The 25,054-nt window shown below is 59.9% G+C and carries 24 protein-coding genes; 13 read left to right on the top strand and 11 right to left on the bottom strand.

Annotated elements, in window-relative coordinates:
* Position 1: 1 nt before the first annotated feature.
* Together MC381_RS12545 and can are read right to left on the bottom strand one after the other, a co-directional pair.
* Positions 2–1,588: an ABC transporter substrate-binding protein gene (locus tag MC381_RS12545; protein ID WP_251978096.1), complete on the bottom strand. Its 1,587-nt coding sequence runs from the start codon at positions 1,586–1,588 to the stop codon at positions 2–4.
* A gap of 228 nt (positions 1,589–1,816) precedes the next feature.
* The gene (gene can, locus MC381_RS12550) at positions 1,817–2,458 is read right to left on the bottom strand and encodes a carbonate dehydratase (protein WP_251978097.1); all 642 of its coding nucleotides are present in this window, start codon (positions 2,456–2,458) and stop codon (positions 1,817–1,819) included.
* 220 nt (positions 2,459–2,678) lie between these two features.
* Between can and gorA the strand changes: the two genes are divergently transcribed.
* The 4 genes from gorA to MC381_RS12570 all read left to right on the top strand — a co-directional run bounded on the left by gorA (position 2,679) and on the right by MC381_RS12570 (position 6,825).
* On the top strand, positions 2,679–4,061 hold the full coding sequence (gene gorA, locus MC381_RS12555; protein WP_251978098.1) for a glutathione-disulfide reductase: 1,383 nt from the start codon (positions 2,679–2,681) through the stop codon (positions 4,059–4,061).
* A gap of 375 nt (positions 4,062–4,436) precedes the next feature.
* Positions 4,437–5,015: a diaminobutyrate acetyltransferase gene (gene ectA, locus MC381_RS12560; RefSeq protein WP_251978099.1), complete on the top strand. Its 579-nt coding sequence runs from the start codon at positions 4,437–4,439 to the stop codon at positions 5,013–5,015.
* Between the two features lie 53 nt (positions 5,016–5,068).
* Entirely contained in the window at positions 5,069–6,334 is a 1,266-nt protein-coding gene (gene ectB / locus MC381_RS12565) for a diaminobutyrate--2-oxoglutarate transaminase (RefSeq protein ID WP_251978100.1), read from the top strand.
* A 95-nt stretch (positions 6,335–6,429) separates the two neighbouring features.
* The gene (locus MC381_RS12570) at positions 6,430–6,825 is read left to right on the top strand and encodes an ectoine synthase (RefSeq protein ID WP_251978101.1); all 396 of its coding nucleotides are present in this window, start codon (positions 6,430–6,432) and stop codon (positions 6,823–6,825) included.
* 110 nt (positions 6,826–6,935) lie between these two features.
* On the opposite strand, the gene cyoE is transcribed toward MC381_RS12570, so the two are convergent.
* The 5 genes from cyoE to cyoA are packed head-to-tail and all read right to left on the bottom strand — an operon-like array spanning position 6,936 to position 11,900.
* Positions 6,936–7,829 (bottom strand): heme o synthase, encoded by an 894-nt coding sequence (gene cyoE, locus MC381_RS12575; protein WP_251978102.1) that lies wholly within the window; start codon positions 7,827–7,829, stop codon positions 6,936–6,938.
* Between the two features lie 8 nt (positions 7,830–7,837).
* Positions 7,838–8,173: a cytochrome o ubiquinol oxidase subunit IV gene (gene cyoD, locus MC381_RS12580; RefSeq protein ID WP_251978103.1), complete on the bottom strand. Its 336-nt coding sequence runs from the start codon at positions 8,171–8,173 to the stop codon at positions 7,838–7,840.
* 1 nt (position 8,174) lies between these two features.
* Positions 8,175–8,792, bottom strand: coding sequence for a cytochrome o ubiquinol oxidase subunit III (cyoC, locus tag MC381_RS12585; RefSeq protein ID WP_251978104.1), 618 nt, complete (start codon positions 8,790–8,792; stop codon positions 8,175–8,177).
* 2 nt (positions 8,793–8,794) lie between these two features.
* A complete protein-coding gene (gene cyoB / locus MC381_RS12590) occupies positions 8,795–10,777 on the bottom strand; it encodes a cytochrome o ubiquinol oxidase subunit I (protein WP_251978105.1) in 1,983 nt (660 codons plus the stop codon).
* Positions 10,778–10,781: 4 nt separating this feature from the next.
* Complete coding sequence (gene cyoA / locus MC381_RS12595; protein ID WP_319022844.1) at positions 10,782–11,900, bottom strand: ubiquinol oxidase subunit II; 1,119 nt, start codon at positions 11,898–11,900, stop codon at positions 10,782–10,784.
* A gap of 528 nt (positions 11,901–12,428) precedes the next feature.
* On the opposite strand from cyoA, the gene MC381_RS12600 reads away from it, so the two are divergent.
* Genes MC381_RS12600 through yidD form a run of 3 tightly spaced genes read left to right on the top strand, consistent with a single transcriptional unit; the run spans position 12,429 to position 13,629 of the window.
* Positions 12,429–12,872: a transcriptional repressor gene (locus tag MC381_RS12600; protein WP_251978106.1), complete on the top strand. Its 444-nt coding sequence runs from the start codon at positions 12,429–12,431 to the stop codon at positions 12,870–12,872.
* Between the two features lie 49 nt (positions 12,873–12,921).
* A complete protein-coding gene (gene hisI / locus MC381_RS12605) occupies positions 12,922–13,365 on the top strand; it encodes a phosphoribosyl-AMP cyclohydrolase (protein ID WP_251978107.1) in 444 nt (147 codons plus the stop codon).
* 9 nt (positions 13,366–13,374) lie between these two features.
* On the top strand, positions 13,375–13,629 hold the full coding sequence (gene yidD / locus MC381_RS12610) for a membrane protein insertion efficiency factor YidD (protein WP_251978108.1): 255 nt from the start codon (positions 13,375–13,377) through the stop codon (positions 13,627–13,629).
* A 9-nt stretch (positions 13,630–13,638) separates the two neighbouring features.
* On the opposite strand, the gene MC381_RS12615 is transcribed toward yidD, so the two are convergent.
* Positions 13,639–14,067 carry a SufE family protein gene (locus MC381_RS12615; protein ID WP_251978109.1) on the bottom strand — a complete coding sequence of 143 codons (429 nt, stop codon included), beginning with the start codon at positions 14,065–14,067 and terminating at the stop codon, positions 13,639–13,641.
* 184 nt (positions 14,068–14,251) lie between these two features.
* Between MC381_RS12615 and MC381_RS12620 the strand changes: the two genes are divergently transcribed.
* Complete coding sequence (locus tag MC381_RS12620; protein WP_251978110.1) at positions 14,252–15,223, top strand: DNA-binding protein; 972 nt, start codon at positions 14,252–14,254, stop codon at positions 15,221–15,223.
* 27 nt (positions 15,224–15,250) lie between these two features.
* Here MC381_RS12620 and MC381_RS12625 read toward each other — a convergent pair whose 3' ends face one another.
* Together MC381_RS12625 and nfuA are read right to left on the bottom strand one after the other, a co-directional pair.
* Entirely contained in the window at positions 15,251–16,237 is a 987-nt protein-coding gene (locus MC381_RS12625; RefSeq protein ID WP_251978111.1) for a TAXI family TRAP transporter solute-binding subunit, read from the bottom strand.
* Between the two features lie 170 nt (positions 16,238–16,407).
* Positions 16,408–16,995, bottom strand: coding sequence for a Fe-S biogenesis protein NfuA (gene nfuA / locus MC381_RS12630; protein ID WP_251978112.1), 588 nt, complete (start codon positions 16,993–16,995; stop codon positions 16,408–16,410).
* Between the two features lie 225 nt (positions 16,996–17,220).
* Here nfuA and metH point away from each other — a divergent pair, with 225 nt between their 5' ends.
* The 3 genes from metH (at position 17,221) to MC381_RS12645 (ending at position 23,294) form a co-directional block, all read left to right on the top strand.
* Positions 17,221–20,955: a methionine synthase gene (gene metH / locus MC381_RS12635; protein WP_251978113.1), complete on the top strand. Its 3,735-nt coding sequence runs from the start codon at positions 17,221–17,223 to the stop codon at positions 20,953–20,955.
* 136 nt (positions 20,956–21,091) lie between these two features.
* Complete coding sequence (locus MC381_RS12640) at positions 21,092–22,744, top strand: nitrite/sulfite reductase (RefSeq protein WP_251978114.1); 1,653 nt, start codon at positions 21,092–21,094, stop codon at positions 22,742–22,744.
* Positions 22,737–23,294, top strand: coding sequence for a DUF934 domain-containing protein (locus tag MC381_RS12645; RefSeq protein WP_251978115.1), 558 nt, complete (start codon positions 22,737–22,739; stop codon positions 23,292–23,294). Before MC381_RS12640 ends, MC381_RS12645 begins: the two co-directional genes overlap by 8 nt.
* A gap of 91 nt (positions 23,295–23,385) precedes the next feature.
* Here the strand turns inward: MC381_RS12645 and smrA are convergent, their stop codons facing one another.
* Positions 23,386–23,982 (bottom strand): DNA endonuclease SmrA, encoded by a 597-nt coding sequence (smrA, locus tag MC381_RS12650; RefSeq protein ID WP_251978116.1) that lies wholly within the window; start codon positions 23,980–23,982, stop codon positions 23,386–23,388.
* Positions 23,983–24,134: 152 nt separating this feature from the next.
* Between smrA and MC381_RS12655 the strand changes: the two genes are divergently transcribed.
* Positions 24,135–24,581, top strand: a complete 447-nt coding sequence (locus MC381_RS12655; protein WP_251978117.1) for a gamma-glutamylcyclotransferase family protein — start codon at positions 24,135–24,137, stop codon at positions 24,579–24,581.
* 110 nt (positions 24,582–24,691) lie between these two features.
* Positions 24,692–25,036 carry an arsenate reductase (glutaredoxin) gene (gene arsC, locus MC381_RS12660; protein WP_251978118.1) on the top strand — a complete coding sequence of 115 codons (345 nt, stop codon included), beginning with the start codon at positions 24,692–24,694 and terminating at the stop codon, positions 25,034–25,036.
* The last annotated feature ends 18 nt before the right edge of the window (positions 25,037–25,054 follow it).

Here is a 25,054-nt window from a genome sequence, read left to right on the forward strand (position 1 = left end):
GTCATGGCGTGTCGACCACGACGTCGCCGAGATAGGGCATGTTCATGACGTTGACGACACGCTCGATGTGCACGCGCTCGCCAGCAGCCCAGGTGAGATTGGGCCAGTAGAGCGGGATGAAAGGCGCATCGTCATGGATGAGACGCTCTGCCCGTCGCAGCAGTGCGCTTCGGCGGGTCGAATCGGTCTCCAGGTTGGCGCGACGGACGAGCGCATCCACGGCAGGCCGACAGTATTCGCTGGCATTGTAGCGACCCGCCCCCGTCTCGCTATCTGGGCAGAAGGTCAGGTACTCGAAGAAGTTGGCAGAGTCTCCGGTGTCCGAATACCAGCCCAGCATCATGATATCGGCGGCGCGGGCGTCGTACTTCGACCAGTACTGGTTCTTGGGCAGTGTGGTGAATTCGACATCGACGTTGATTCTCGCCAGCATCGCCGAGACGGCCAAGGCGACCTGGGCGGTCTGAGCGTCATTGACGTATCGGTTGTTCGGCGCCATCAAGGTGACCTGGAAACCGTCGCCGTAGCCCGCCTCCTGCATCAACTCACGGGCTCGTGCCAGGTCATAGCGAGGCGTCAGGTCGCTGTCATGGCCGGAGTATCCCGTGGGCGACATCTGGGCCGCCGGTGTAACCGTGCCTTTCAGCAGTCGGTTGGCAATGGTTCGCTGATCGACGGCATAGGCGAAGGCCTGGCGCACCCGCCGGTCGCGAAACGCGGGGACTCGCGCTTGATTGAGTTGCAGCATGGTGATCCGGTTGCCCGGCATGGTGACCAGACGCACGCTGTCCTCGCGCTGGATTCTCGGCAAGGCCGTCGACGGTACCGGCGAGATGAAGTCGACGTCGCCGGAGAGCAGCGCCGCGACCCGCGTTGCATCCTCGGCGATGGGCGTCAGCGTGATGTGATCGACGTTGCCCGGTGACGCTTCATCCCAGTAATCCTCGAAGCGCGCGAACTCGGTCCGTACGCCGGGCTCGCGCTCGATCACGCGGAAGGGGCCCGTACCGGACAGGTGAGTGGCCGCGAAGGTATTGCCATTCTTGATGATCTCATCCTTGTCGTGTCCTTCTCGGGTCGTACCGCTATAAAAAGCACTATCCATGGGAAAAATGTAGGTCGCCAGATTGAGTAGCAGGGGATAGGGCTGGCGTGTATGCAGTTCAACGGTGAAATCGTCCAGCGCGCTGACGCGATCGAGCGGCGAGAAAATGGCGCGAAAGTCGGGGCTGCGCTGAAGGCGTTCGACGGTCCAGACCACGTCCCGGGCGCGAAGCCGATTACCCGAATGAAAACGGACGCCGTGGCGCAGGTGCAGACGCAGGGTCCGGCTGTCGATGCGTTCCCAATCGGTGGCGAGACGGGGTTCGAAGTCGAGGTGCCGGTCCCAGCGAATCAGCGGATCGAACGCCAGGTGAGCCAGCTGCAGCATGCCGATATTGAGCTGCTCGTGGATATCCAGCGAGAGCGGATCGGTATCGTAGGCGACGCGCAGTGTGACGCCGCTATCGGTCGCCTGGGCCGGTGGCGTGACAAGACAGAAGAGCCCACCCAGCAGCAATGCAGGCAGGAGGGAGATCAGACGCATCGATAGGCCGTTTGTTGTTATTGGCGATGATTGATGATGGGCGCGGTCAGCATAGCCGGCATGACGTCGACAATGGCTGGAGTCGCCGAGCGCGACTGTTGACCGACGCCTCGTCGAATCACCCTATCCGGCGCGAGAGGGCGGGCCAATCGAAATTTTCTAGGGGGGCATGCATTGATTGAATGAACGCCCGAGGCCGCGTTGGCGGCACTCGGACGGCCTGGCGAGTCAGTCAGCCGGCGAGAAAGTGGGCTGAATGCGGATACCGCTTGTCTGATCGGCACGGCTGACGGTACAGCCCATGTCGTTCACGCGTCCATCCTTGAGTCCGTAGACCCAGCCATGGACCGAGAGGGGTTGCCCCCGCTCCCAGGCGCGTTGAATGATCTTGGTTCGGCAAAGGTTAGCGACCTGCAGGCGAACGTTGTGTTCGCACATGCGATCAACCTGTTCCTCCAGTGGCAGGGCTTCCAACTGGGGACGGTGTTGCTGGTAGAGCTCGCTGATACTGTGCAGCCAGTAATCGACGATGCCGTGTTCGCCGCCGGTGATGGCTGCCTTGACGCCGCCGCAGCCGTAGTGACCGACGACCATGATGTGCTTGACCTTGAGGACGTCGACCGCGAACTGAACGACGGACAGAGCGTTCATATCGTTGTGATAGATCAGGTTGGCGACGTTGCGGTGAACGAAGACTTCACCGGGTGGCAGGTCGACGATCTGGTTGGCCGGCACACGACTGTCGGAGCAGCCGATCCACAGATAATCAGGGTTCTGCTGCGTGGAGAGGCGCGGGAAGAACTCCGGATCCTGCTGCTGAATCTTGTCGGCCCACTGCCGATTCTGCTCGAGAAGGGTTTCGATGCTCATGGGAGTAACCTGAAATACCGGGTTGCGCGAACGTCTAATGTCGCTTTGGAATCAAGAATTCTAGGACATTCCGGCGGCATTTCGTAGTGAGGCCCTCGCCCGATACGCTGGGTCGGCAGCGTTTTTGTCTTTTTATATCACCTCGATAGTCGCTGGCTTTTCCGCCGCAGGATCGGGACTGGTATCATCGCGACATCATTTATCGAGGAGTTGCACTTTGGTGAATCACGAGGCGAGTTACGACTACGATCTGTTCGTCATTGGCGCCGGTTCCGGCGGCGTCCGTGCAGCGCGGACGGCAGCGGCGGCCGGCGCCCGCGTGGCTGTGGCCGAGGATCGTTACCTTGGCGGCACTTGCGTCAACGTTGGCTGCGTACCGAAGAAACTCTACTCCTACGCGGCGCACTTTCATGATGCGTTCGAGGAGAGCGCTGGCTTCGGCTGGACGCTGGCGCAAGCTCCGAGCTTCGACTGGGCCACGCTGCGTGACAACAAGGTCGAAGAGATCAAGCGTCTCAACGGTATCTATAACCGGCTCCTCGATAACGCGGGTGTGACGCTGATCAACGGCCGCGCCAAGGTCGTCGATGCGCATGCCGTCGAGATCAACGGTGAGCGGATCAGCGCCGAGAAGATTCTTGTCGCCGTTGGCGGATGGCCCTGGACGCCGGAATTCGAGGGCAGCGAACTGACGGTCAATTCGAATCAGGTCTTCGATCTCGATAGTTTCCCCCAGCGCTTCCTCGTGCTCGGCGGTGGCTATATCGCTGTCGAGTTCGCCAGCATCTTCAACGGTCTCGGTGCCGACACGCATCTGGTCTACCGCGGCGAGCTGTTCTTGCGTGGTTTCGATAATGAAGTCCGCGAATTCACACGCGATGAGATGGCCAAGAAGGGCGTCAACCTGCACTTCGAGACCAATATTCAGCGTATCCGTCAGGTCGAGACCGGTCTCGAGGTGACGTTGACCGATGGCGAACAGCTCGAGGTGGACGCTGTGCTGTCGGCGACGGGGCGCAAGCCGCATCTGGCCGGCCTCGGTCTCGACACGCTGGGTGTCGAGCTCAACGCGGACGGTACGCTGAAGGTCAACGAACGCTACGAGGCCTCCGTGCCCTCGATCCTTGCGCTAGGGGATGTGATCGGCGGTCCGGAGTTGACGCCGGTGGCGCTGGCCGAAGCGATGCATCTGGTTCAGCATCACTTTCCCAAGGACGAGAGCGATGGGGCGCCTGGACCACTAGATTACGACGATATCGCGACGGCGGTGTTCTGCCATCCGAATATCGGCACGGTGGGGCTCTCCGAGGAGGAGGCACGTGCGCGCTACGGGGCGGTGCGCATCTACAGCGCGGATTTCCGGCCGATGAAGCACACGCTGTCGGGCAGCGACGAACGCTGTCTGATGAAGTTGGTCGTCGACGATACCAGCGACCGTGTGGTTGGCGCCCATATGGTCGGTGAGGAAGCCGGCGAGATCATTCAGGGCCTGGCTATTGCCGTCAGGGCCAAGCTCACCAAGCGGGATTTCGATGCCACCGTAGGGATTCATCCGACAGCAGCCGAGGAGTTCGTGACCATGCGCAGCGTGACGCGTCGCTGACACATCGATGTCATCCCGCCCCCTGAGAATGGCCGCCGCAAGGCGGCCATTCTCGTTCTGGCCCCGCCGGCCGCTGACGTTTCCTGCGGATTTCTTTGACACCGGCTTGTCATTGTCATGTTGTCCACGGCTCATGGTGTCCACGGCTCATGTTGTCCACGACGCTTCGCGCCAGACGCTGGGTGACTGGCATCATCGAGTCGCCGACGAGGCGGCAACTTGAGATGGGTCGGCTAGACTAAGAGCGTCAGCCAAGTTCGGTTTTCAGTATATAAATATTATTTATTGAAAGAGCTTGGGTGGATAACCGCCCGTTTGAAGCTTCGCTGACTCGCTGTTATCCTATCAATCAAATTCGCCATAGCGATCAGGACGATGACCAATCCCAACCCGGCATTCACGCCTTCGGCAGATCTCGCCAAGCCTACCGTGGCTGACGCTGTCGTCGGCAAGCCTGACATGCCCTTGTTTATTCGTAAGCCAACGACAGAGGACGGGTGGGGGATCTACGAACTGGTCAAGGCGTGCCCGCCGCTGGATGTCAATTCGGGCTACGCTTATCTGCTGCTGGCGACTCAGTTCCGCGATAGTTGCGCCGTCGCCACCACCGAGGATGGCGAGATCGTTGGGTTCATCTCCGGTTACGTGAAAGCGGCAGCACCCGATATCTTTTTCCTCTGGCAGGTCGCCGTAGGCGAGAAAGCCAGGGGGACCGGGCTGGCGCGGCGCTTGGTCGAAGCGGTGCTGACACGACCGGAGCTGGCGGGGGTCAATCATCTGGAAACCACGATCACGCCCGATAATCAGGCATCCTGGGGACTGTTCAAACGACTCGCCGCACGCTGGCATGCGCCGCTCATCAGCCGCGAATACTTCTCGACCGATCAACTCGGGGGCGAGCACGATCCGGAGAACCTGGTTCGGATCGGTCCGTTCGACCCGCAACACATCTAGAGCCGGCGGCCAGACCGTCGCGCTTATCACGTATTGCCAACCAGGGAGGTTGTATGCAGACGCAGATTCTTGAACGCATGGAGTCCGAGGTACGCACGTATTCCCGCTCCTTTCCCATCGTCTTCAATCAGGCCAAAGGTGCACGCCTGACGGCGGAAGACGGCCGCGAATACATTGATTTTCTCGCCGGCGCCGGCACGCTCAACTACGGTCACAACCACCCGAAGTTGCAGGAAGCGTTGGTCGAGTACATCACGTCGAATGGCATCGTCCATGGCCTGGACATGTGGACGGCCGCCAAGCGGACCTATCTGGAGACCCTCGAAGAGGTCATTCTCAAGCCGCGCGGCCTGGATTACAAAGTGCACCTGCCTGGCCCGACCGGCACCAATGCGGTCGAGGCAGCCATCCGCCTGGCGCGTGTTGCCAAGGGTCGTCACAACATCGTGACCTTCACCAACGGTTTCCACGGCGTCACGATGGGAGCGTTGGCGACGACCGGCAATCGCAAGTTCCGTGAGGCGACCGGTGGCATCCCGACCCAAGGCGCGAGCTTCATGCCGTTCGACGGCTATCTCGGTGAGGGTAACGACACTCTGGATTACTTCGAGAAGCTGCTGGGTGACAACTCCGGCGGGCTCGATATTCCGGCTGGTGTGATCATCGAAACCGTGCAGGGCGAAGGCGGTATCAACCCGGCAGGGCTGGACTGGCTGAAGCGCCTCGAGAGCATCTGCCGCGAACACGATATTCTGTTGATCGTCGACGATATCCAGGCCGGCTGCGGTCGTACCGGCAAGTTCTTCAGCTTCGAGCATGCCGGTATCGTTCCCGACATCGTCACCAATTCGAAATCGCTGTCGGCCTACGGGCTGCCGTTCGCTCACGTGCTGATGCGCCCAGAGCTGGATAAGTGGAAGCCGGGTCAGTACAACGGCACCTTCCGCGGTTTCAACATGGCCTTCGTCACGGCTGCCGCTGCGCTCAAGCACTTCTGGAGCGATGACAAGCTCGAGCGTGACGTGCAGCGCAAAGGGCGGATCGTCGAAGAGCGGTTTGCCAGCATCGCCGCCTGGCTCACCGAGCAGGGGCATCCTGCCAGCGAACGTGGGCGCGGCCTGATGCGCGGCATTGATGTGCGCACCGGCGAACTGGCCGACAAGATTACCGCGAAGGCATTCGAGAACGGTTTGATCATCGAAACCGCTGGCCATGATGGTCAGGTGATCAAGTGCCTTTGCCCGCTGGTCATCAGCGATGAAGACCTGCTCGAAGGGCTCGATATTCTCGAGCGCAGTGCCAAGGAAGCGCTCGCCTGAGATCGAGCGGCGTCAACCCGCCCCGGCGGCCCTGCGAGGTCGCCGTTTTTCTGTCATCTCAAGCGTCAATTTCAGCGAAACAGGAGTAGTCATCGATGATCGTTCGCAATCTGGAAGAGTGCCGCAAGACCGACCGCTTCGTCGAGGCGGAGAACGGCAACTGGGACAGCACCCGTCTGATGCTGGCCGAAGACAACTGCGGTTTTTCCTTCAATATCACGCGGATTCATCCGGGTACGGAAACCCATATTCACTACAAGAACCATATCGAAGCCGTGTTCTGCTACGAAGGCGAGGGCGAAGTTGAAACCATCGCTGATGGCAAGGTCCATACCATCAAGGCCGGCGATATGTATCTGCTGGACCAACACGACGAACATTGGCTGCGAGGGAAGGAGAAGGGTATGACGGTGGCCTGTGTCTTCAATCCGCCACTGACCGGCCGCGAAGTGCATCGCGAGGATGGCTCCTACGCACCGCCGGAAGATTGAGATCTCATTCAAGGCCGCCATCCTGAGCAGCCGGAACGTAAAAGACCGCCGAATCGGCGGTCTTTTTTTGTTCAAGAGAGGAGAACGTGCTGGTTGTTGCGCCAGGCAATTCAGCCCATCGTGAACGAGACGAGCGGTTCGGCGACTGGCAGCCGACTGTCGACCGACATCATGACGCTAAGTGCGGTCACCACCATGATCGAAATGCCGAACACCTTACGCGCCCAGGCCACGTTGTCCGATGCACCGTAGCCACGTAACGTGATACCCAGCCAGTAGAGTCCGACCAGCACGGCAACTACCGCGTAGATCCATCCTGTATAGCCGGCCACGCTCAGCATGACCGAGGAAATCACGAACAGGGCCGTGTAGATCACGATGTGGTGCTTGGCCACGCCGATGCCATGCTTGACCGGCAGCACCGGAATGGATGCCGAGGCGTAGTCGTTGAAGCGAAATATCGCGATCGCATACGAATGCGGCATCTGCCAGATGCTGAAGATGATCAGCAGGAGCAGGGCGCCGAGATCGAAGGTCCCCGTGACGGCACAGTAGCCGATCACCGGCGGCGAGGCGCCGGAAAGGCTGCCGATCAGGGTACCGTAGACCGAGTTGCGCTTCAGGTAGAGGCTGTAGGCGCCGACATAGATCGCGAAGCCGAAGGCGGCGAAACCCGTCGCCAGCGCCGTGGTCTGCCAGGCCAGCAGCCCGAAACCGGCGATGCCCAGCAGCGTACCCAACACCAACGCCACGGGGATCGAGATCTGACCCGTCACCATGGCGCGCGTCTGCGTGCGCGCCATGTGCTGGTCGATATCGCGATCGATCACGTTATTGAAGACGCAACCGGACGCCACGACCAACGAGGTGCCTAGCACTGCAGCCAGAAACAACAGAGGCTCGAAATGGCCACCGGCGGCCAGAAAATAGCCGCCGATGACTGTCACGAGATTGCCGAAAATGATGCCGGGTTTGGCCAGCAGCAGATAGGGCTTGAGCGCCATCTGCGAACTTAGCCGCCGAGCATCATGTTGACGTGGATGTTGTGCATGATCCATAGGGAACCTACAACGATCATCACCAAAATACCGATGGTGAAGACGAACGAGATCACGTTCCAGCCGCCTTCGGCCTTGGTATTCAGGTGCATGAAGAGGATGAGCTGCACCAGTACCTGCGCGACGGCCGTCACGACGATCGTCACCATCATCACCGGTACGCTGAAGCTGCCGGTCATGACGACACCGAAGGCGATCAGTGTCAGTACGATCGAGAGTACGAGACCAATGATGTAGGACTTGTAGCTGCCGTGACTGGCGCCGTCATGTGAAGTGTGAATATCGCTCATGTCACATGGCTCCAAACAGGTAGACGAATGAGAAGACGCAGATCCAAACGATGTCCAGGAAGTGCCAGAACAAGCTCAGGCAGAGCATGCGAGGCTTGGTCACGCTGTCCAGTCCCCGCTTGGAAATCTGGATGAACATGATCGCGATCCAGATCAGGCCGAACGTCACGTGCAGGCCGTGGGTGCCGACCAGCGTGAAGAAGGCTGACAGGAAAGCGCTGCGATCCGGACCGGCACCTTCGACGATCAGGTGATGGAATTCATAGACTTCCATCGCCACGAAGCCGAAGCCAAGCAGGAAGGTGACCGCCAGCCATTTCAGGACTGCGCCGCGGTCGCCGGCGTTCTGCGCGAGCGCCGCCATGCCGAAGGTAAAACTGCTGATCAGCAGCAGGAAGGTCTCGACGAGAACGAAGGGCAGCTCGAAGAGTTCCTTGCCTGTCGGGCCGCCGGCAGTGGCGGTAGCCAACACGCCGAAGGTCGCGAACAGGGTGCCGAAGATCACCAGGTCGCTCATCAGGTAGATCCAGAACCCGAAGACCTTCATTGCGCTGGCGTCGTGATGCTCATGCCCGTCGTGGGCATGAGCGTCATGATTGCTGAGAGTGTCGGTTGCCATGATTAAGCCTGCATCTCCAGCCGTTTGTGATATTCACGTTCCGTCCGCTCAACTTCATCGGCATGCACGTGGTAGTCGATGTCGTCGTTGAAGATGCGGAACATATAGGTCGCGAAAATACCGATCGCGCTGACGCCGACCAGCCACCAGATGTGCCAGATCAGGGCGAAACCGAAGACGATGCTGATGACGCCGATAATCGGGCCCTCAGTGGTGTTTTTCGGCATGTGAATGTCTTCGAACTTGGTTGCCAGCTCACGCTTGAAGCCACCCGGCTGCTGCTTCATCTCCCAGAAGCTGTCGATGGAGTCGACGGCTGGCAGGAAAGCGAAGTTGTATTTCGGGGGCGGAGAGGAAGTGGCCCACTCCAGCGTACGGGCATCCCACGGGTCACCGGTCAGGTCACGATTTTTCTCGCGATCACGAACACTGACAACCAGTTGGATAACGAGACAGGCGATACCCAGCGCGATGATGACGGCACCAACCCAGGCAACGATCATCAGCGGCTGCCATTCGGCCTGCTCGTAGGACTGCATGCGACGCATGGCACCGAAGAAGCTCAGCGCGTAGAGCGGCATGAAGGCAAGGTAGAAACCGACCAACCAGCACCAGAAGGAGCGCTTGCCCCATTTTTCGTTCAGGGTGAAGCCGAAGGCTTTCGGGAACCAGTAGGTTAGACCGGCCAGCATGCCGAAGACCACGCCACCGATGATGACGTTGTGGAAGTGAGCGATGACGAAGAGGCTGTTGTGCAGCACGAAGTTCGCGCCCGGCACTGCCAGCATCACACCGGTCATGCCGCCCAGTGTAAAGGTGATAATGAAGCCGATGGTCCAGAGCACCGGAGAGGTGAACTGAATGCGGCCACGATACATGGTGAACAGCCAGTTGAAGATCTTCACGCCCGTCGGCACGGCGATAATCATCGTCATGATGCCGAAGAAGGCATTGACGTTGGCGCCGGCACCCATGGTGAAGAAGTGGTGCAGCCAGACGATAAAGGAGAGTACGGTAATCGCCGCAGTCGCCCAAACCATGGTCTTGTAGCCGAACAGACGCTTCTTGGTGAAGGTCGCGATGACCTCGGAGAAGACACCGAATGCCGGCAGGATCAGGATGTAAACTTCGGGGTGGCCCCAGATCCAGATGAGGTTGACGTACATCATCTGGCTGCCGCCCATGTCATTCGTGAAGAAGTTCATGCCCAGGTAGCGGTCCAGCGTCAGCAGGGCGATCGTCACGGTCAGGACCGGGAAGGCCAGAATGATCAGAACGTTGGCACAGAGTGCAGTCCAGGTGAAGATCGGCATGCGGAAAAGCGTCATGCCCTTGGTGCGCATCTTCATGATGGTGACGAAGAAGTTGATACCGGTCAGGGTGGTACCGATCCCCGATATCTGTAACGCCCATATCCAGTAGTCCACACCGACGTCGGGACTGTATTGCAGTTCCGAGAGTGGTGCATAGGCCAGCCAGCCGGTCTTGGCAAATTCGCCGACGACCAGGGAGATATTGACCAGGACAACGCCCGCCGCCGTCAGCCAGAAGCTCAGGTTGTTCATGAACGGGAAGGCGACGTCGCGAGCCCCGATCTGCAACGGCACGACCAGGTTCATCAGGCCGATGACCATGGGCATGGCGACGAAGAAGATCATGATCACGCCATGGGCGGTGAAGATCTGATCATAGTGGTGGGGTGGTAGATACCCCTCGGCGCCACCAGCCGCTATGGCCTGCTGGGTACGCATCATGATCGCATCGGCAAAGCCGCGGACCATCATGACGAGGGCTACGAGGAAATACATGATACCGAGCTTCTTGTGGTCGATCGAGGTGATCCACTCACGCCACAGGTAGCCCCACTTGCGATAATAGGTGACGAGCCCGACCACCAGGGCGCCGACGATCCCGATGACCGCCGCCGTCACCATGATGATCGGCTCGTGATAGGGAATTGAATCTAAGCTGAGTTTTCCGAACATGACGTTACTCCGCTGCCTGCGCACTCATGGGCGTGGACTGCTCCTGTGATTCGTTGTGCTCACCATGATTGACCGAGCCATGCGAATCCTGGCCCGACTTGAAGCTCCGGATCAGGTTTTCATAGAGATCAGGCGAGACCTGAGAGAAGTATTCCACCGGGTTGTCGATCGACTCTTCTGCCAGTTCGTTGTAGTCCTCCGGGAACATCATGGTCTCGGAAGATTGACCAACCTGGTCGATCCACGCATCGAAATCTTCCTGAGAAGTGACGTGCGTATCGAACAACATCTTCGAGAAGCCTTCGCCACTGTAATGCGTGGCACGTCCCGTGAAGGTGCCGATCTCGTTGGCTTCGAGATAGACGTCGTTGTTCATGCCGGCCATGGCGTAGATCTGGCTACCAAGGGTCGGGATCATGAACGAGTTCATGACGGTGCCCGAGGTCACCCGGAAATGCACCGGGGTATCGACCGGAAGGGCGATTTCGTTGACGGTCGCGACACCCTGTTCCGGATAGATGAACAGCCATTTCCAGTCGAGCGAGATGGCGTCGATGGTCAGCGTCTCTTCATCACTCGCGATCGGCTTGTGGGGGTCGTAGGAGTGGGAGGTCTGCCATGTCAGGATGGCCAGGAAGAAAATGATGACCGCCGGAATTGCCCAGACGAACACCTCGATGACATTCGAGTGCTCCCAGTTGGGCGTGTATTTCGCAGCCAGGTTGGTCCCGCGGTATTTCCAGGCAAACAGGATGGTCATGACGATGACCGGTATCACCACGATCAACATGAGGCCAAAGGCCGTGATGATCAGTGATTTCAGACCCTGGCCTATGTCGCCGGTCGGGTCCATCAGCGCCGAGCCACAACCGCTCAGCAATAATGGCGCGGTTAGCCACGTCATCACACTCAAATACTTGAGGGAGTTCCTTTTTCTCATCTCACGACCCCAGTGGAGGAAAGCTTTTCGGCCCTGCAACAACGGCAAGCCGGCTGCATCATACAGTGCCTGCCAGGGCTGACAACTCAGATGCGACGTCCGGGGCTCGCTCCGGCGTCGGATATCGGTCGCCAACGAAGTAGGGATTTCGCGGTCGGCATTGTACCCAAAAAATCCCGTCACGCAGACTAACCAGCCATAATCCGTCGAGCAGTGTGTCGATTTGTCGCAGGGCGTTGTCGTCGTTTGTCAGAGTGCGGCGTCAATGCCCGCCAGAGGCGGCGTAGCCACGATCCAGGCGCCCACAGAGTGTACGCGCCAAGCCGGACTGTGGATGCAGAAATCTCATCGATTGTCGTTCGAACCGGAACCTACACGTGGCTGGCTTGTCGCGCGACCTTCGATACGGCGGCCCTGACCGGGTATTGCCAAAGCGGGCGTGTAGCAGTCGGCTACGATGCCGTGCGCCAGTACCATCTCGCTAACTCGCTCCAAGGAGCCGCATCTGGGCGGGAACCGTAACGACTTGCGCGCACTGACCTGTATTTCGCATAATATATATTATGTTAAATAATGGTTATGACTTTTGATCCCAGGTCCTCCGGTGGCTCCCGCATGACTGAACGCGTAGACTGTCCGCCTTCTTCAATGAACTTGTCGAACGCCCGTTTCTGTCGCAACGGGCGTTCTACCGTAGCTCCGGAACTTTCGATGCTCGATTCGGATACCCTGCTCAAGCAGGCAGATCAACAGTGTCAGGAACGCGGCGTTCGTTTCACGCCCATCCGCCGTCGTGTCCTGGAGATGATTTCCAGTACGCCAGGCGGTCTCAAGGCCTATGATCTGCTGGACCGTCTATCGGACGAACACGCCGCCGCCCGGCCGCCGACCGTCTACCGGGCGCTCGATTTTCTGATCGAACAGGGTCTGGTGCATCGGATCGAGTCGCTCAATGCGTATATCGCGTGTCCTTGTCCTGATCACGTTCACCGTTTCCAGCTTTTGATCTGCCGCCATTGCGGGCGTGTCGAGGAGCTGCACCAAGATGCCGTTGGTGAGCTGCTGTCGAGTACGGCGCGAGAACGCGGCTTCACTATCCAGCGTCAGACGATCGAGCTACTCGGGATCTGCGATGACTGCCGAGAGTCCGCCTGAGCGATTCCGCACGCGCCACTACCTGATTTCAAGAGTCACGAGGAATGCCATGTCCGGTCTGTTTCATGAATTGGAGCGTTCGTCGCCCGGGACTCGCGTCGCCCTGAACGAGTTGCTGGAAGCGGCACGCTGGAATCCGGAAGGCCTGGTTCCGGCCATCGCTCAACAGCACGATACCGGTGAAGTGCTGATGATGGCATGGATGAATCGCCAAGCCCTCGAGGAAACGTTGACGAGCCGTCAGGTGTGCTACTGGTCGCGCTCGCGACAGCGATTCTGGCGCAAGGGAGAAACCTCCGGCCAGCGTCAGCGGCTGATTGAAGCCCGATTCGACTGCGATGGTGACACGCTGTTGCTCAAGGTCGATCAACAAGGGCCGGCTTGCCATACCGGACGTCGGGACTGCTTCTATCTGCGTCTGGATGTGGAGCAAGCGGAGGTCGACCAGGCACCGCTGATCTCTCCTGAAGCCCTTTACGGGCGAGACAGCTGAGCCGAGACGATGATCGGCCGACTGGTTGCCTGGCTGATGACGGCGCTGATCCAGTGCTATCGCTACGGGATCAGCCCCCTGCTCGGTCCTCGCTGTCGTTTCTGGCCTACCTGTTCAAGCTATGCGCTGGAAGCCATTCGCCTTCATGGCCCGTGGCGTGGTGGCTGGCTGGCCATCAAGCGCATCGGCAAGTGTCACCCATTGCATTCAGGCGGCGTGGATCCCGTGCCGGAACCGCGCTGCTGTCAGGCCCCTGACGACTGAATCGCGATTTCAGTGTCTGACGGTTTCCGCATCCGCACGTTGTGCGACGGCGTAGATCCGTTCGAGCATGGCATGCAGACCGTTGCTGCGCGTTGGCGATAGATGCTTGTCGAGCCCCAGTTCGTTCAGGAATGTTGGCTCGCTGGCCGTAATCTCCGCCGGCTCGCGGTTATCGTAAATGCGCATCAGGATGGCAATCAGCCCACTCACGATGGCGGCATCCGAGGTCGCTCGAAAATGCAACCGCCCTGCTTCTTGAGTCGAATACAGCCAGACGTTTGACTGACAGCCTTCTATCTTGAACTCCGGTGTTCTCGCGGCCTCCGGATACTCCGGTAGCTGTTTCCCCATATCGATGATGTATTGATAACGATCCATCCAGTTATCGAACATCGAGAACTCGTCGGCCAATTCGGCCTGGGCCTGTTCGGTACTCATAATCTCTCCCGGTCAACGACCTCTTATTATACGGGCTGTCGGAGTACGACCCCAACGTTTCGAGTCGACTCCCCTATCAGGCCTTACAGTTTGTTACGTATCCCTCTTACGTAAATGACGTATGCTGAGACCGAAAGTGGGCATCAGACCCGCCATCACGATATAGCACGCAAGGGAATCCCGCATGGCACGTAACGGTATCCGCTATGACGATGTCTGTCGCGCCGTCGACTCGCTCCAGCAGCGTGGCGACGCGGTCAGCGTCCAGAAAGTTCGCGAGTTCCTGGGCACCGGGAGCTACACCACGATCAGCGACCACCTCCGCGAGTGGCGCCTTCGCCAAGGCGGTGATGCAGCGCACGCCATCCCGCGTAACCTGGATCGTCCCGAGTCGCTGGACGCATGGGTGGCCGATATCTGGGACAAGGCGCAGCAGGCGGCGTACGAGAAGCTTGCCGTCTATCGTCAGGAGGCAGACGAACAGATTCGTGAAGCCGACGAAGCCAGTCACCGTGCCCGTCGCGAGTGCGAGGATGCGGAGCAGCGGCTGGAGGCGCTCAACGAACATATGCTGCGCCTGCAGGAACGCTTCGAGAACAAGACCACGGAGGCTGCGCATCTACAGGCCGAGCTACAAACCTTGAAGTCGGCCCAGAGCCAGCAGCAGAAACGTATCAATCAGCTAGAACAGGCATGCCAGCGACATCAGCAGAGTCTCGAACAGTCCGAGAAGAATCATCGTGAAGCGACGGCCAAGCAGCAGCAAGCGCACCAGACCAAGCTGGCCCAGGAAGAAAAACGCCACGAGTCAGCCGAATCCCGCCTGATGAGCCTGCTGGACGACGCACGTCAGGAGCGGCTGAAGCAGGAAAAGCAGTATGAGCAACGCTTGGCCTCGCTCGATCAGCGCTGCGAGCGCTTGCAGCTCGATCTGAACGAACAGCGCCGTCAGTACGGTCAGCTGCAGGAATCCCAGCGTAACGAAAAGGCGCACATGGAGCAGGTCGAGAGCGAGAAACGCGTCAGCGACGACCGCTTGCGCACGGTGCAGCAGGAGAAGCAGCGCCTGGAAAGCGAGCTGAAAAATCTGCGCAACGCCAATCGGGAGCTGCACGAGCGGTTATCACGCGCCGCCCTGCCGCCGACGGCCTCCTGAGGTTCTTTCCTTTTCTAGGGTTCTTCCCTACTTTCCCGCCTGGCCCGTTGCTGGCAGCAGGCCCTTCTCTTCGTAATAACGCCGCGCCCCTGGATGCAGGGGCGCGGTGAGCCCTGCCGTGACCATGGCCTCGGGTGAAAGGGTCGACAGCGACGGATGGGCCTGCCTGAAAGTATCCAGATGATCGAACACTGCCGCCACCAGATCGTAAATCTGCTGCGCGTCTACATCTGCCCGGGTTATCAGCGTGGCCCGCACACCGAAAGTGGCAGTGTCTTCCGGGGTATTGGCATAAGTCCCCCCGGGGATCGACGTCAGACTGTAGAAAGGCGCGCGGGTCAGCAGCGCGTCGACGTCCGCCCCGGCGACCTCGACCAGATGGGCGTTGCAGCGTCGTGTGGCCTCATCGATCGCCTGCGAGGGATGGCCGACCACGTAGAAAAACGCATCCAGTCGGCCGTCGCACATGACGCTTGTCATGTCGGCAGGCCGAAGCTCGGCAGCGACATCGTAGATGCCCTCGGTTTCGCCCCGGATGTCGAGCAGCGCGCTGAGGGTGGCGCGATGCCCGGAACCGGGGTTGCCGACATTAACGCGGTGCCCGGCCAGGTCATCGAAGCGCTGGATGTTCGGTGGCGTTGCTACGACCGTGAAGGCTTCCGCGTGCAGTGAAAAAAGCGAGCGCAGCTCCGGGCTCGGGCCGCTGTCGTAGAACTCACCCTCGCCGCGAAGCGCGGCATATTGAATATCGGACTGGACGATGCCGACATCGAGATCACCGGTGCGCACGCCTTGGGCGTTGTAGATCGAGCCGCCCGTGGAGAGGGCCTGACAGGCCTTGCCGGTCGTTTCCTGGTAGCGCTGGCAGATGGCCCTGCCCTCGGGCAGATAGACACCGGCTGCGCCGCCCGTGCCCAGCCGGAGCGCTTCGCCGGCGTGAGCGTCGCTGACGCTCGCGATCCACACCGCGATGGCACCCAGGAGGTGAGCCGAAAGAGATTTGGCGTGCGGCATGAGGCTCCCCGCGGTCAGTGGTAGAAGCCCTATCGCTATCATTGGACGGGGAAAAGCACAATGCTTTCAATCGGCCGGCAACAGATTGCCGGCCGATAGACGTTTGAGTCGCCAAGCAATGCTGGCGTTCTCAGCCTTTACCGCACGCGAGAAGTCGGCGTTCGTAGGGATCAGTAGTAGGCGTTGGTAGTATCGGTGTGGTCGGTAACGTCGCGGATACCTGCAAGCTCCGGAATTCGCTCCATCAGCGTACGTTCGACGCCCTCTTTCAGCGTCAGATCGACCGCGGCACAGCCCTGGCACCCCCCGCCGAACTGCAGCACGGCGACCGGCTCTTCCGTCAATTGGATCAGCCGGATCTCACCGCCATGGGCTGCCAGCCCCGGGTTGATCTCACTGTAGAGGATATAGTTGATGCGATCTTCCAGCGGGCTGTCGGCGTTGACCTTGGGCATCTTGGCATTGGGCGCCTTGATCGTCAGCTGGCCACCCATGCGATCGGCGTTGAAGTCGACCACTGCCTCTTCCAGGAACGGCACACTGTTCTTGTCGAGAAAGACATCGAACTTCGGCAGCGACAGTTTTTCATCGCTGGGCTCTTCTTCGCCGGGGCGGCAGTAGGCCAAGCAGGTTTCCGCGTAAGGCGTGCCCGGCTGGGTGATGAACACACGGACGGCGATATCGTCGACATCCTGCTTGGCCAACAGTTCGGCCAGATACTCCTGACCGCTTTCGGTGATCTGTATCGGTTGACTCATGACTCTGAGAACTCTGCTTGAGATGTGCTGCTATGGTAGGAAAAAGCGCCTACCAAGACAATCCCGAGTGATTTAGTCAAGAAAAACCGACGCGCGAGGATCACCCCGCTTGCCGAGCCCTTTGCATGGCTCTCTTCGCGCTAGACGCTTTCTGATATCCTGTCGCCCCCGCGCGTGGCGCCCGATGCGCGCGCAGGCCACTCAACGCCGCCGGAGACCCTCTGCATGCCCGTTCCCGCTTCACCGCCTGCTTCTCTGACATCGCTCGAGCGAACACTCGGCGAGCGCATCGTGATCCTGGATGGCGGCATGGGCACCATGCTGCAGGAGGCGCGGCTCGAGGAAGCAGATTTTCGTGGCGAGCGTTTCGTCGACTGGCCGAGTGAGCTCAAGGGCAACAACGACCTGTTGACGTTGACTCGCCCCGATGTGGTTACGCAGATTCATCGGGCGTATCTCGAGGCCGGGGCCGACATCGTCGAGACCAACACCTTCAATGCCACGCAGCTCTCGCAATCCGATTACGGGATGGAATCGCTGGTCGCCGAAATCAATCGGGAAGCGGCGCGGCTTGCCCGTGAGACCTGTGACGCCGTCGCCGCGGAAAGCGGTATCCCGCGTTACGTGGCCGGCGTGCTCGGGCCGACGTCGCGTACGGCATCGCTCTCTCCCGATGTCAACGACCCCGCCCGACGTAATGTGACGTTCGACCAGCTGCGCGACAATTATACCGAAGCTGCCACCTCGCTGATCGAGGGTGGCGCCGACCTGATCCTGATCGAGACGATCTTCGACACGCTCAATGCCAAGGCTGCGATCTACGCGCTCGAAGCGCTGTTCGAAGCGCGCGGTGAGCGCTTGCCGGTCATGATCTCCGGCACCATTACCGACGCTTCGGGCCGCACGCTTTCGGGTCAGACCACCGAGGCCTTCTGGAATGCGGTGCGCCATGCGCGGCCGCTATCGGTCGGGCTCAACTGCGCACTGGGCGCGGAGGAGCTTCGCCCCTATCTCGAAGAGCTGGCGCACAAGGCCGATACCTTCGTATCGGCGCACCCCAATGCCGGTCTGCCCAACGAATTCGGCGAGTACGACCAGAGTGCCAAGGAGATGGCTGCCATTGTGCGTGAGTTCGCCGGCAGCGGGCTGATCAATATTATCGGAGGCTGCTGCGGCACAACGCCTGAGCATATCGCCGCGGTCAGGTCTGTGGTCGATGGCGTGGCGCCGAGAGCCCTGCCCTCGCGCCCTGCCGCCTGCCGACTCTCCGGGCTCGAGCCGTTCAACATCGAGCGCGACTCGTTGTTCGTCAATGTCGGCGAGCGCACCAACGTCACCGGCTCCGCACGCTTCAAGCGCCTGATCCAGGAAGAGGACTACACCACGGCGCTGGAAGTGGCGTTGGAGCAGGTCGAAAACGGTGCCCAAGTCATCGATATCAACATGGACGAGGGCATGCTGGAATCGCAGGAGGCGATGGTCCGTTTCCTGAACCTGATCGCTGGCGAGCCCGATATCGCCCGCGTGCCGATCATGGTCGACTCCTCCAAGTGGGAGATCATCGAAGCCGGACTCAAGTGCATCCAGGGCAAGGCGATCGTCAATTCGGTTTCATTAAAGGAAGGTGAGGCATCGTTTCGCCACCAGGCGACCGAATGCCGCCGGCATGGCGCCGCAATCGTCGTCATGGCCTTCGACGAGCAGGGCCAGGCGGATACCTTCGCGCGCAAGACCGAGATCTGTCAGCGCGCCTACCGGCTGCTGGTGGATGATATCGGCTTTCCTGCCGAGGATATCATCTTCGACCCCAACATCTTCGCTATCGCCACCGGTATCGAAGAGCACAACAACTATGCCGTGGACTTCATCGAGGCGACCCAATGGATTCACGACAACCTGCCTCGCGCCATGATCTCCGGCGGTGTTTCCAACGTCTCCTTCTCCTTCCGCGGTAACAATCCGGTCCGTGAGGCGATCCATTCGGTCTTTCTTTATCACGCGATCAGAGCCGGCATGTCCATGGGCATCGTCAACGCCGGCCAGTTGGCGGTCTATGATGACCTCCCGGCGGCACTGCGCGAAGCCGTCGAGGACGTGGTCCTCAATCGTCGCGACGACGGTACCGAACGGCTGCTGGAGATCGCCGATCAGTATCGGGGCGACGGTGGCGGCGGGCAGAAAAAGGAAGATCTCGAGTGGCGCGGCTGGGAGGTCAACAAGCGGATCGAGCACGCCCTGGTCAAAGGCATCACAGCTTATATTGAAGAAGACACGGAAATCGCCCGAGCCGCCGCCGAGCGCCCGATCGAGGTGATCGAGGGCCCGCTGATGGACGGCATGAACGTCGTCGGAGATCTCTTCGGTGCCGGCAAGATGTTTCTACCGCAGGTCGTGAAGTCTGCCCGTGTCATGAAGCAGGCAGTGGCCTATCTCATCCCCTATATCGAGGCGGAGAAATCCGGCGAGGCCCAGTCCAAGGGCAAGATCGTCATGGCGACCGTCAAGGGCGACGTCCACGATATCGGCAAGAACATCGTCGGCGTGGTGCTGCAATGCAACAACTATGAGGTGATCGATCTCGGCGTGATGGTACCCACCGAGAAGATCCTCAAGACCGCGCGTGAGGAAAATGCCGATATCATCGGTCTCTCCGGGTTGATCACGCCATCGCTCGACGAGATGGTGCATGTCGCCAAGGAAATGAAGCGACAAGGCTTCGAACTACCGCTATTGATCGGCGGAGCGACCACCTCCAAGGCGCACACGGCGGTCAAGATCGCCCCCCAGTACGATGAGCCAGTGATCTACGTCGCCGATGCCTCGCGTGCGGTCGGTGTGGCTAGCCGGTTGCTCTCCCCGGCGCAGAAACCGGCCTACTTTGCCGAGGTACAGCGCGAGTATGAGCAGGTCCGCGAGCGCAACGCCAAACGTCGACCCAAGGCCGCTGACTTGACCTACGCGCAGGCGCGCCGGAACCGCTTGCCGATAGACTGGGCGCCCTTCGATCCCGTGGCGCCCCGGCAGCCCGGGCTGACCGTCTTCGAGGACTACGACCTGAACGAACTGGTCGAGCGCATCGACTGGACGCCCTTCTTCATGACCTGGCAGCTATCCGGGAAATACCCGCGGATTCTGGACGATACGATCGTCGGCGAGGCGGCACGCCATCTATTCCAGGATGCCCAGGCAATGCTGCGACGGCTGATCGACGAAAAGCATATTCAGGCCCGTGGTGTCATTGGTCTATGGCCAGCCAACAGCGTCGACGATGATGTCATTGAGGTCTATGCCGACGCGACGCGCGAGGTGGTTGTCGAACGGTTGCATCACATTCGTCAGCAGAGCACCAAGGGCCGCGACGGTATTTGCCACAGCCTGGCTGACTTCATTGCCCCGAAGACGACTGGCAAGCCGGACTGGATTGGCGGCTTTGCGGTCACGACTGGTCATGGTGCCGACGAACTGGCCAAACGCTATGAGGCCGCGGGCGATGACTACAACGCCATACTCGTGCAGGCACTGGCGGACCGCCTGGCGGAAGCCTTCGCCGAGCGTCTGCACGAACGCGTGCGAAAGGAATTCTGGGGCTACGTGCCGGGAGAGACGCTGGACAACGAGGCGCTGATCGCCGAGAAATATCAAGGGATACGGCCGGCGCCCGGCTACCCCGCCTGCCCCGACCATACGGAGAAGTCGACGCTATTCCGCCTGCTTGCGGCGACGGACAACGCCGGCATCACGCTGACCGACAGCTATGCCATGTGGCCGGCTGCGGCGGTCTCCGGGTGGTACTTTGCGCACCCCGAAAGCAAATACTTTTCCACCGGCAAGATCGGCCGCGATCAGGTTGAAGCCTTGGCAACCCGCAAAGCGTTACCGTTGGCCGAGATGGAGCGCTGGCTGGCGCCGGTTCTCTCCTACGACCCGGATGCCGAGAACGACGCGGCGATGGCTTCCTGACAGCTATCGATGACGGCACGGTGAAAAGAGATATAACACTTAAGAAAAGAACTATGAGTATTTATTCTTTTGTAGAATAAAGCGCACGCGTTAAGGTGCCCTCATTGGCAATCCATGACTAGCAGGATTAGGCCCGATGTATCGTTACGACTCTTATGATCAGACGCTCGTCGACGAGCGCGTGGCACAGTTTCGCGATCAAATGGACCGCTATCTGGCCGGCAAGCTGGGTGAAGAGGAGTTTCGCCCCGTACGGCTCCAGAACGGCCTCTATATCCAGCGTCACGCGCCGATGCTGCGTATTGCGATCCCCTACGGCATGCTCAGCAGTGATCAGCTACGCGCGCTGGCCGCCATCACGCGCCGCTACGACCGTGGTTACGGTCACTTCACCACGCGTCAGAATCTGCAGCTCAACTGGCCGGCTCTCGAGGATGTACCCGAGATCCTCGCCGACCTGGCCCAGGTGCAGATGCATGCCATCCAGACCAGCGGCAATTGTATTCGCAACACGACCAGCGACCAGTTCGCCGGTATCGCCACGGATGAGGTGGTCGATCCCCGGCCGTGGTGCGAGCTGATCCGGCAGTGGTCGACCCTGCATCCGGAATTTGCCTATCTGCCACGCAAGTTCAAGATTGCGGTCACGGGAGCAACCGAGGATCGCGCGGCGATTCATGTTCATGATATCGGCCTTCGCCTCTGGCTGAACGATGCCGGTGAGCTGCGCTTCCGCGTGCTGGCAGGTGGCGGTATGGGGCGCACGCCGATGATCGGCGAGGTGATTCGCGACGACCTGCCCTGGCAACATCTGCTGACCTATCTGGAAGCTGTGGTCCGGGTCTACAACCAGTTCGGCCGCCGGGACAACAAGTTCAAGGCGCGCATCAAGATTCTGGTCAAGGCATTGGGCGTCGAGGAGTTCTCGCGGCGCGTCGAGGCCGAGTGGGCACATCTCAAGGATGGCAGTCAGACGCTCGACGAGGAGACGATCGAGTCCGCTCGGTCACACTTTCCCGAGCCGGCGCGCCGTCCGGTGGCTGAGTCAGCCGTGGTGACCTTCGAGCAGCTGCGCCGCGACAACCGCGCCTTCTCGCGTTTCGTGACCAACAATGTCATGGATCACAAGGTGCCTGGCTACAAGGCGGTCACGCTTTCGCTCAAGCGCCATGAACACGCGCCCGGCGATGTAACCGCCGACCAGATGGATGCGGTGGCCGATCTTGCCGAGACGTTCGGTTTCGGCGAACTGCGCGTGACTCACGAGCAGAACCTGGTGCTCTCCGATGTACCGGTCGACGAGATCGAAGCGCTCTGGCAGCAGCTCGAGGCACTGGGCATGGCCAACCCGACGGTCGGCACGCTGAACGACATCATCTGTTGCCCCGGTGGCGACTACTGCTCATTGGCGAATGCTGTCTCGATCCCGATCGCTCAGGCCATCCAGGAGCGTTTCGACGATCTGGACTATCTCTACGATCTGGGGCCGATCGATCTCAATATCTCCGGCTGCATGAATGCCTGCGGACACCATCATGTCGGTAATATCGGTATTCTCGGCGTCGACAAGAAAGGCGAGGAGTATTACCAGATCTCGCTGGGTGGCAACGCAAACGACAACGTGTCGCTCGGCAAGATTCTCGGCCCCTCCTTCTATCGTGAGGATGTGCCGGGCGTGATCGACAAGGTCCTGCAAGTCTATGTCGAGAAGCGCCTCGAGGACGAACATTTCCTCGACACTTATCGCCGTATCGGTCACCAGCCTTTCAAGGAGAGGGTCTATGCCTGAGTCCGACGTTCACTCCGCCAACGACGCGCCGGCCGTCGAAGAGGTAGTCACCGCGACGCAGGCACTGATCAAGCTGGGGCAGCACGTTACCGATACCTGGGTTCTCTCCCGCGATGAAGCGAGCGTGCCGGAGAGCCGCCCTGCCATCGTGCCGTTGGCGGTATGGCAGCAGCAGGCGAACCGGGATGAACTGGCCCCTTGGCTGTCGAGCGACACCGAATTGACCGCGCCTTTGGCAGAGGAGCTGGAGCAGGCGGCATTGGTCGCCATCGATTTCCCTGCCTTCACCGACGGCCGTGGCTACACGCTTGCGCGTCTCCTACGAGAACGCTTCGGCTACGCCGGGGAAATTCGCGCCATCGGCGACGTGCTGATCGATCAGCTCTACTATATGACCCGCTGCGGCTTCGATGCCCTCGCCCTGCGTGACGATCAGGACGTCGAGGCGGCGCTGGCCGCCTTGCAGGCCTTCTCGGTCAGCTATCAGCCGGCGGTCGATCTGCATGAGCCGCTGTTCGTGCGTCGCCGGCGTGAGCGTCAGGCAGGATAGACGCCCAACGCCCTGCCGTATCGAAAACGCCCCCGGCCAGCTTGGTCGGGGGCGTTTTTCGTGATGACGTCGCGGTGAGAGAGCGTCGTGCTTAGCCCCGCCGTTTTTGCTGGCGTTCGCGGTTGCGCGCTCGCGCGCGCTCCGATTTCCGCAACATGACATAGGTAGCACCCAGTCCGCCTTGCTGCGTCGGGGCCGAGCTGAAGGCCTGCACCGGCTCGATCTGCATCAGCCAGTGAAATAGATAGGAGCGCACCACATTGGCCTTGCCGTCGTCCTCGGCGGAACGTCCATGCACGATCATCACGCTGCGCAGGTCATGCTCGTAGGCCTCCCTGAGGAAGCGGAAGACTTCTCGACGACAATCGATGACCGGCAGGCGCATGATGTGCAGGCGTGCTTCGGCCTCGTAGCCGCCTTGGCGCAAGCGCTCCAGAACGCCAATCTGGATCCCGTCGCGACGATACTCGATGGGATCGTGAGCGCCGACAAGGTCCACGAACTCGTCGGATAGGAAGTCGCGTTCGTCTTCGCCCGCCCGTTGCGCACTCTCTCTTCGAGCCAGCTGTGCGTCGGAAGGCGTTTGCCGTTGCCGGTTCACGGTCGCCTTCCCGCCACTCTTTAGAGGGCGAACGTCGTTACCCAGCGCTTGGCGGAATGCCTGAAAGTCATTGGCGGCTTGGCTCATGAGGACTTCCTCCGTGGATACCGTCAGATGAATCCGGTGACAGATTGATCCTAGCACGCACCAAGATTTGCGTAGCAAGTCGGGTATGGGATCATTCTGGCGATATATCGATGGATGGCCGACCCGTATAGCCCGCATGACAAGGAGTTGATATGTCTCTGAAACCGCGTTCGATGCGCCATCTGGTGTACCTGTTCCTGTTGTTGCTACTGACAGCGCTGATCAGTGGCGGCACCTATTTTTGGTATACCTTCATGAGTCCCTACGGTTATGCGCCGAGTCAGCCGGTAGTGATTGATAGCCGTCTGGAGCGTCAGGATGTCTTTGTCTACGGGACGCTGCGTCAGCCGTGGCTGCGCTGGGTCATTATGGGATCTCCGCTTGAGACGCGCCCAGCCGTACTGCCGGGTTATCGTAAACAGGAGTTGGATATCGTCCCGGCCGATAGTGCGTCGACGTCGGGTGAGGTACTGACGGTGACACCCGAGGCTTTGAAAGCGCTGGATCGGTATGAGCGGGTTGGAGTCCGCTATCATCGCGACAACGTTAAATTGGCTGACGGTTCTATTGTCTGGGTTTACCGTCGAATCAGCGAGTAGACCGTTGGTTCATATAATAGATAACGGTATAAAACCCGTATGAATGTTGTTGCATCCCTGACACTAGGTACAATAGATCCGAAACATCCCCATTGACTACACGGCTCCCGATGGTTCAATTGACGCTTTATCACAATCCTCGTTGCTCCAAGTCTCGTGAAGCGCTGGCATTGCTGACCTCTCGCGGTGTAGCGTTCGACGTCCGCCGCTATCTCGACGCCCCTTTGTCACGAGAAGAACTGGAAACTCTGGCTCAGCGTCTGGGCAACGAGGCGTCCCGCATGCTGCGTCATCAAGACAGCCAATGGCAGGAGACCGACATCACCAGCTTGACGCGAGAACAGATCCTCGCGGCTATCGCCGAGTCACCGCGTCTTCTCGAACGCCCCATTCTCGATAATGGCCACCACGCCGTTATCGGTCGCCCGCCTCAGGCGGTACTGCAACTTCTTTGAATCCTGCGAACGGTGCTT

The sequence above is a fragment of the Salinicola avicenniae genome (assembly GCF_023736115.1).
In the GTDB taxonomy this organism is placed as follows: Bacteria; Pseudomonadota; Gammaproteobacteria; order Pseudomonadales; family Halomonadaceae; genus Salinicola; species Salinicola avicenniae.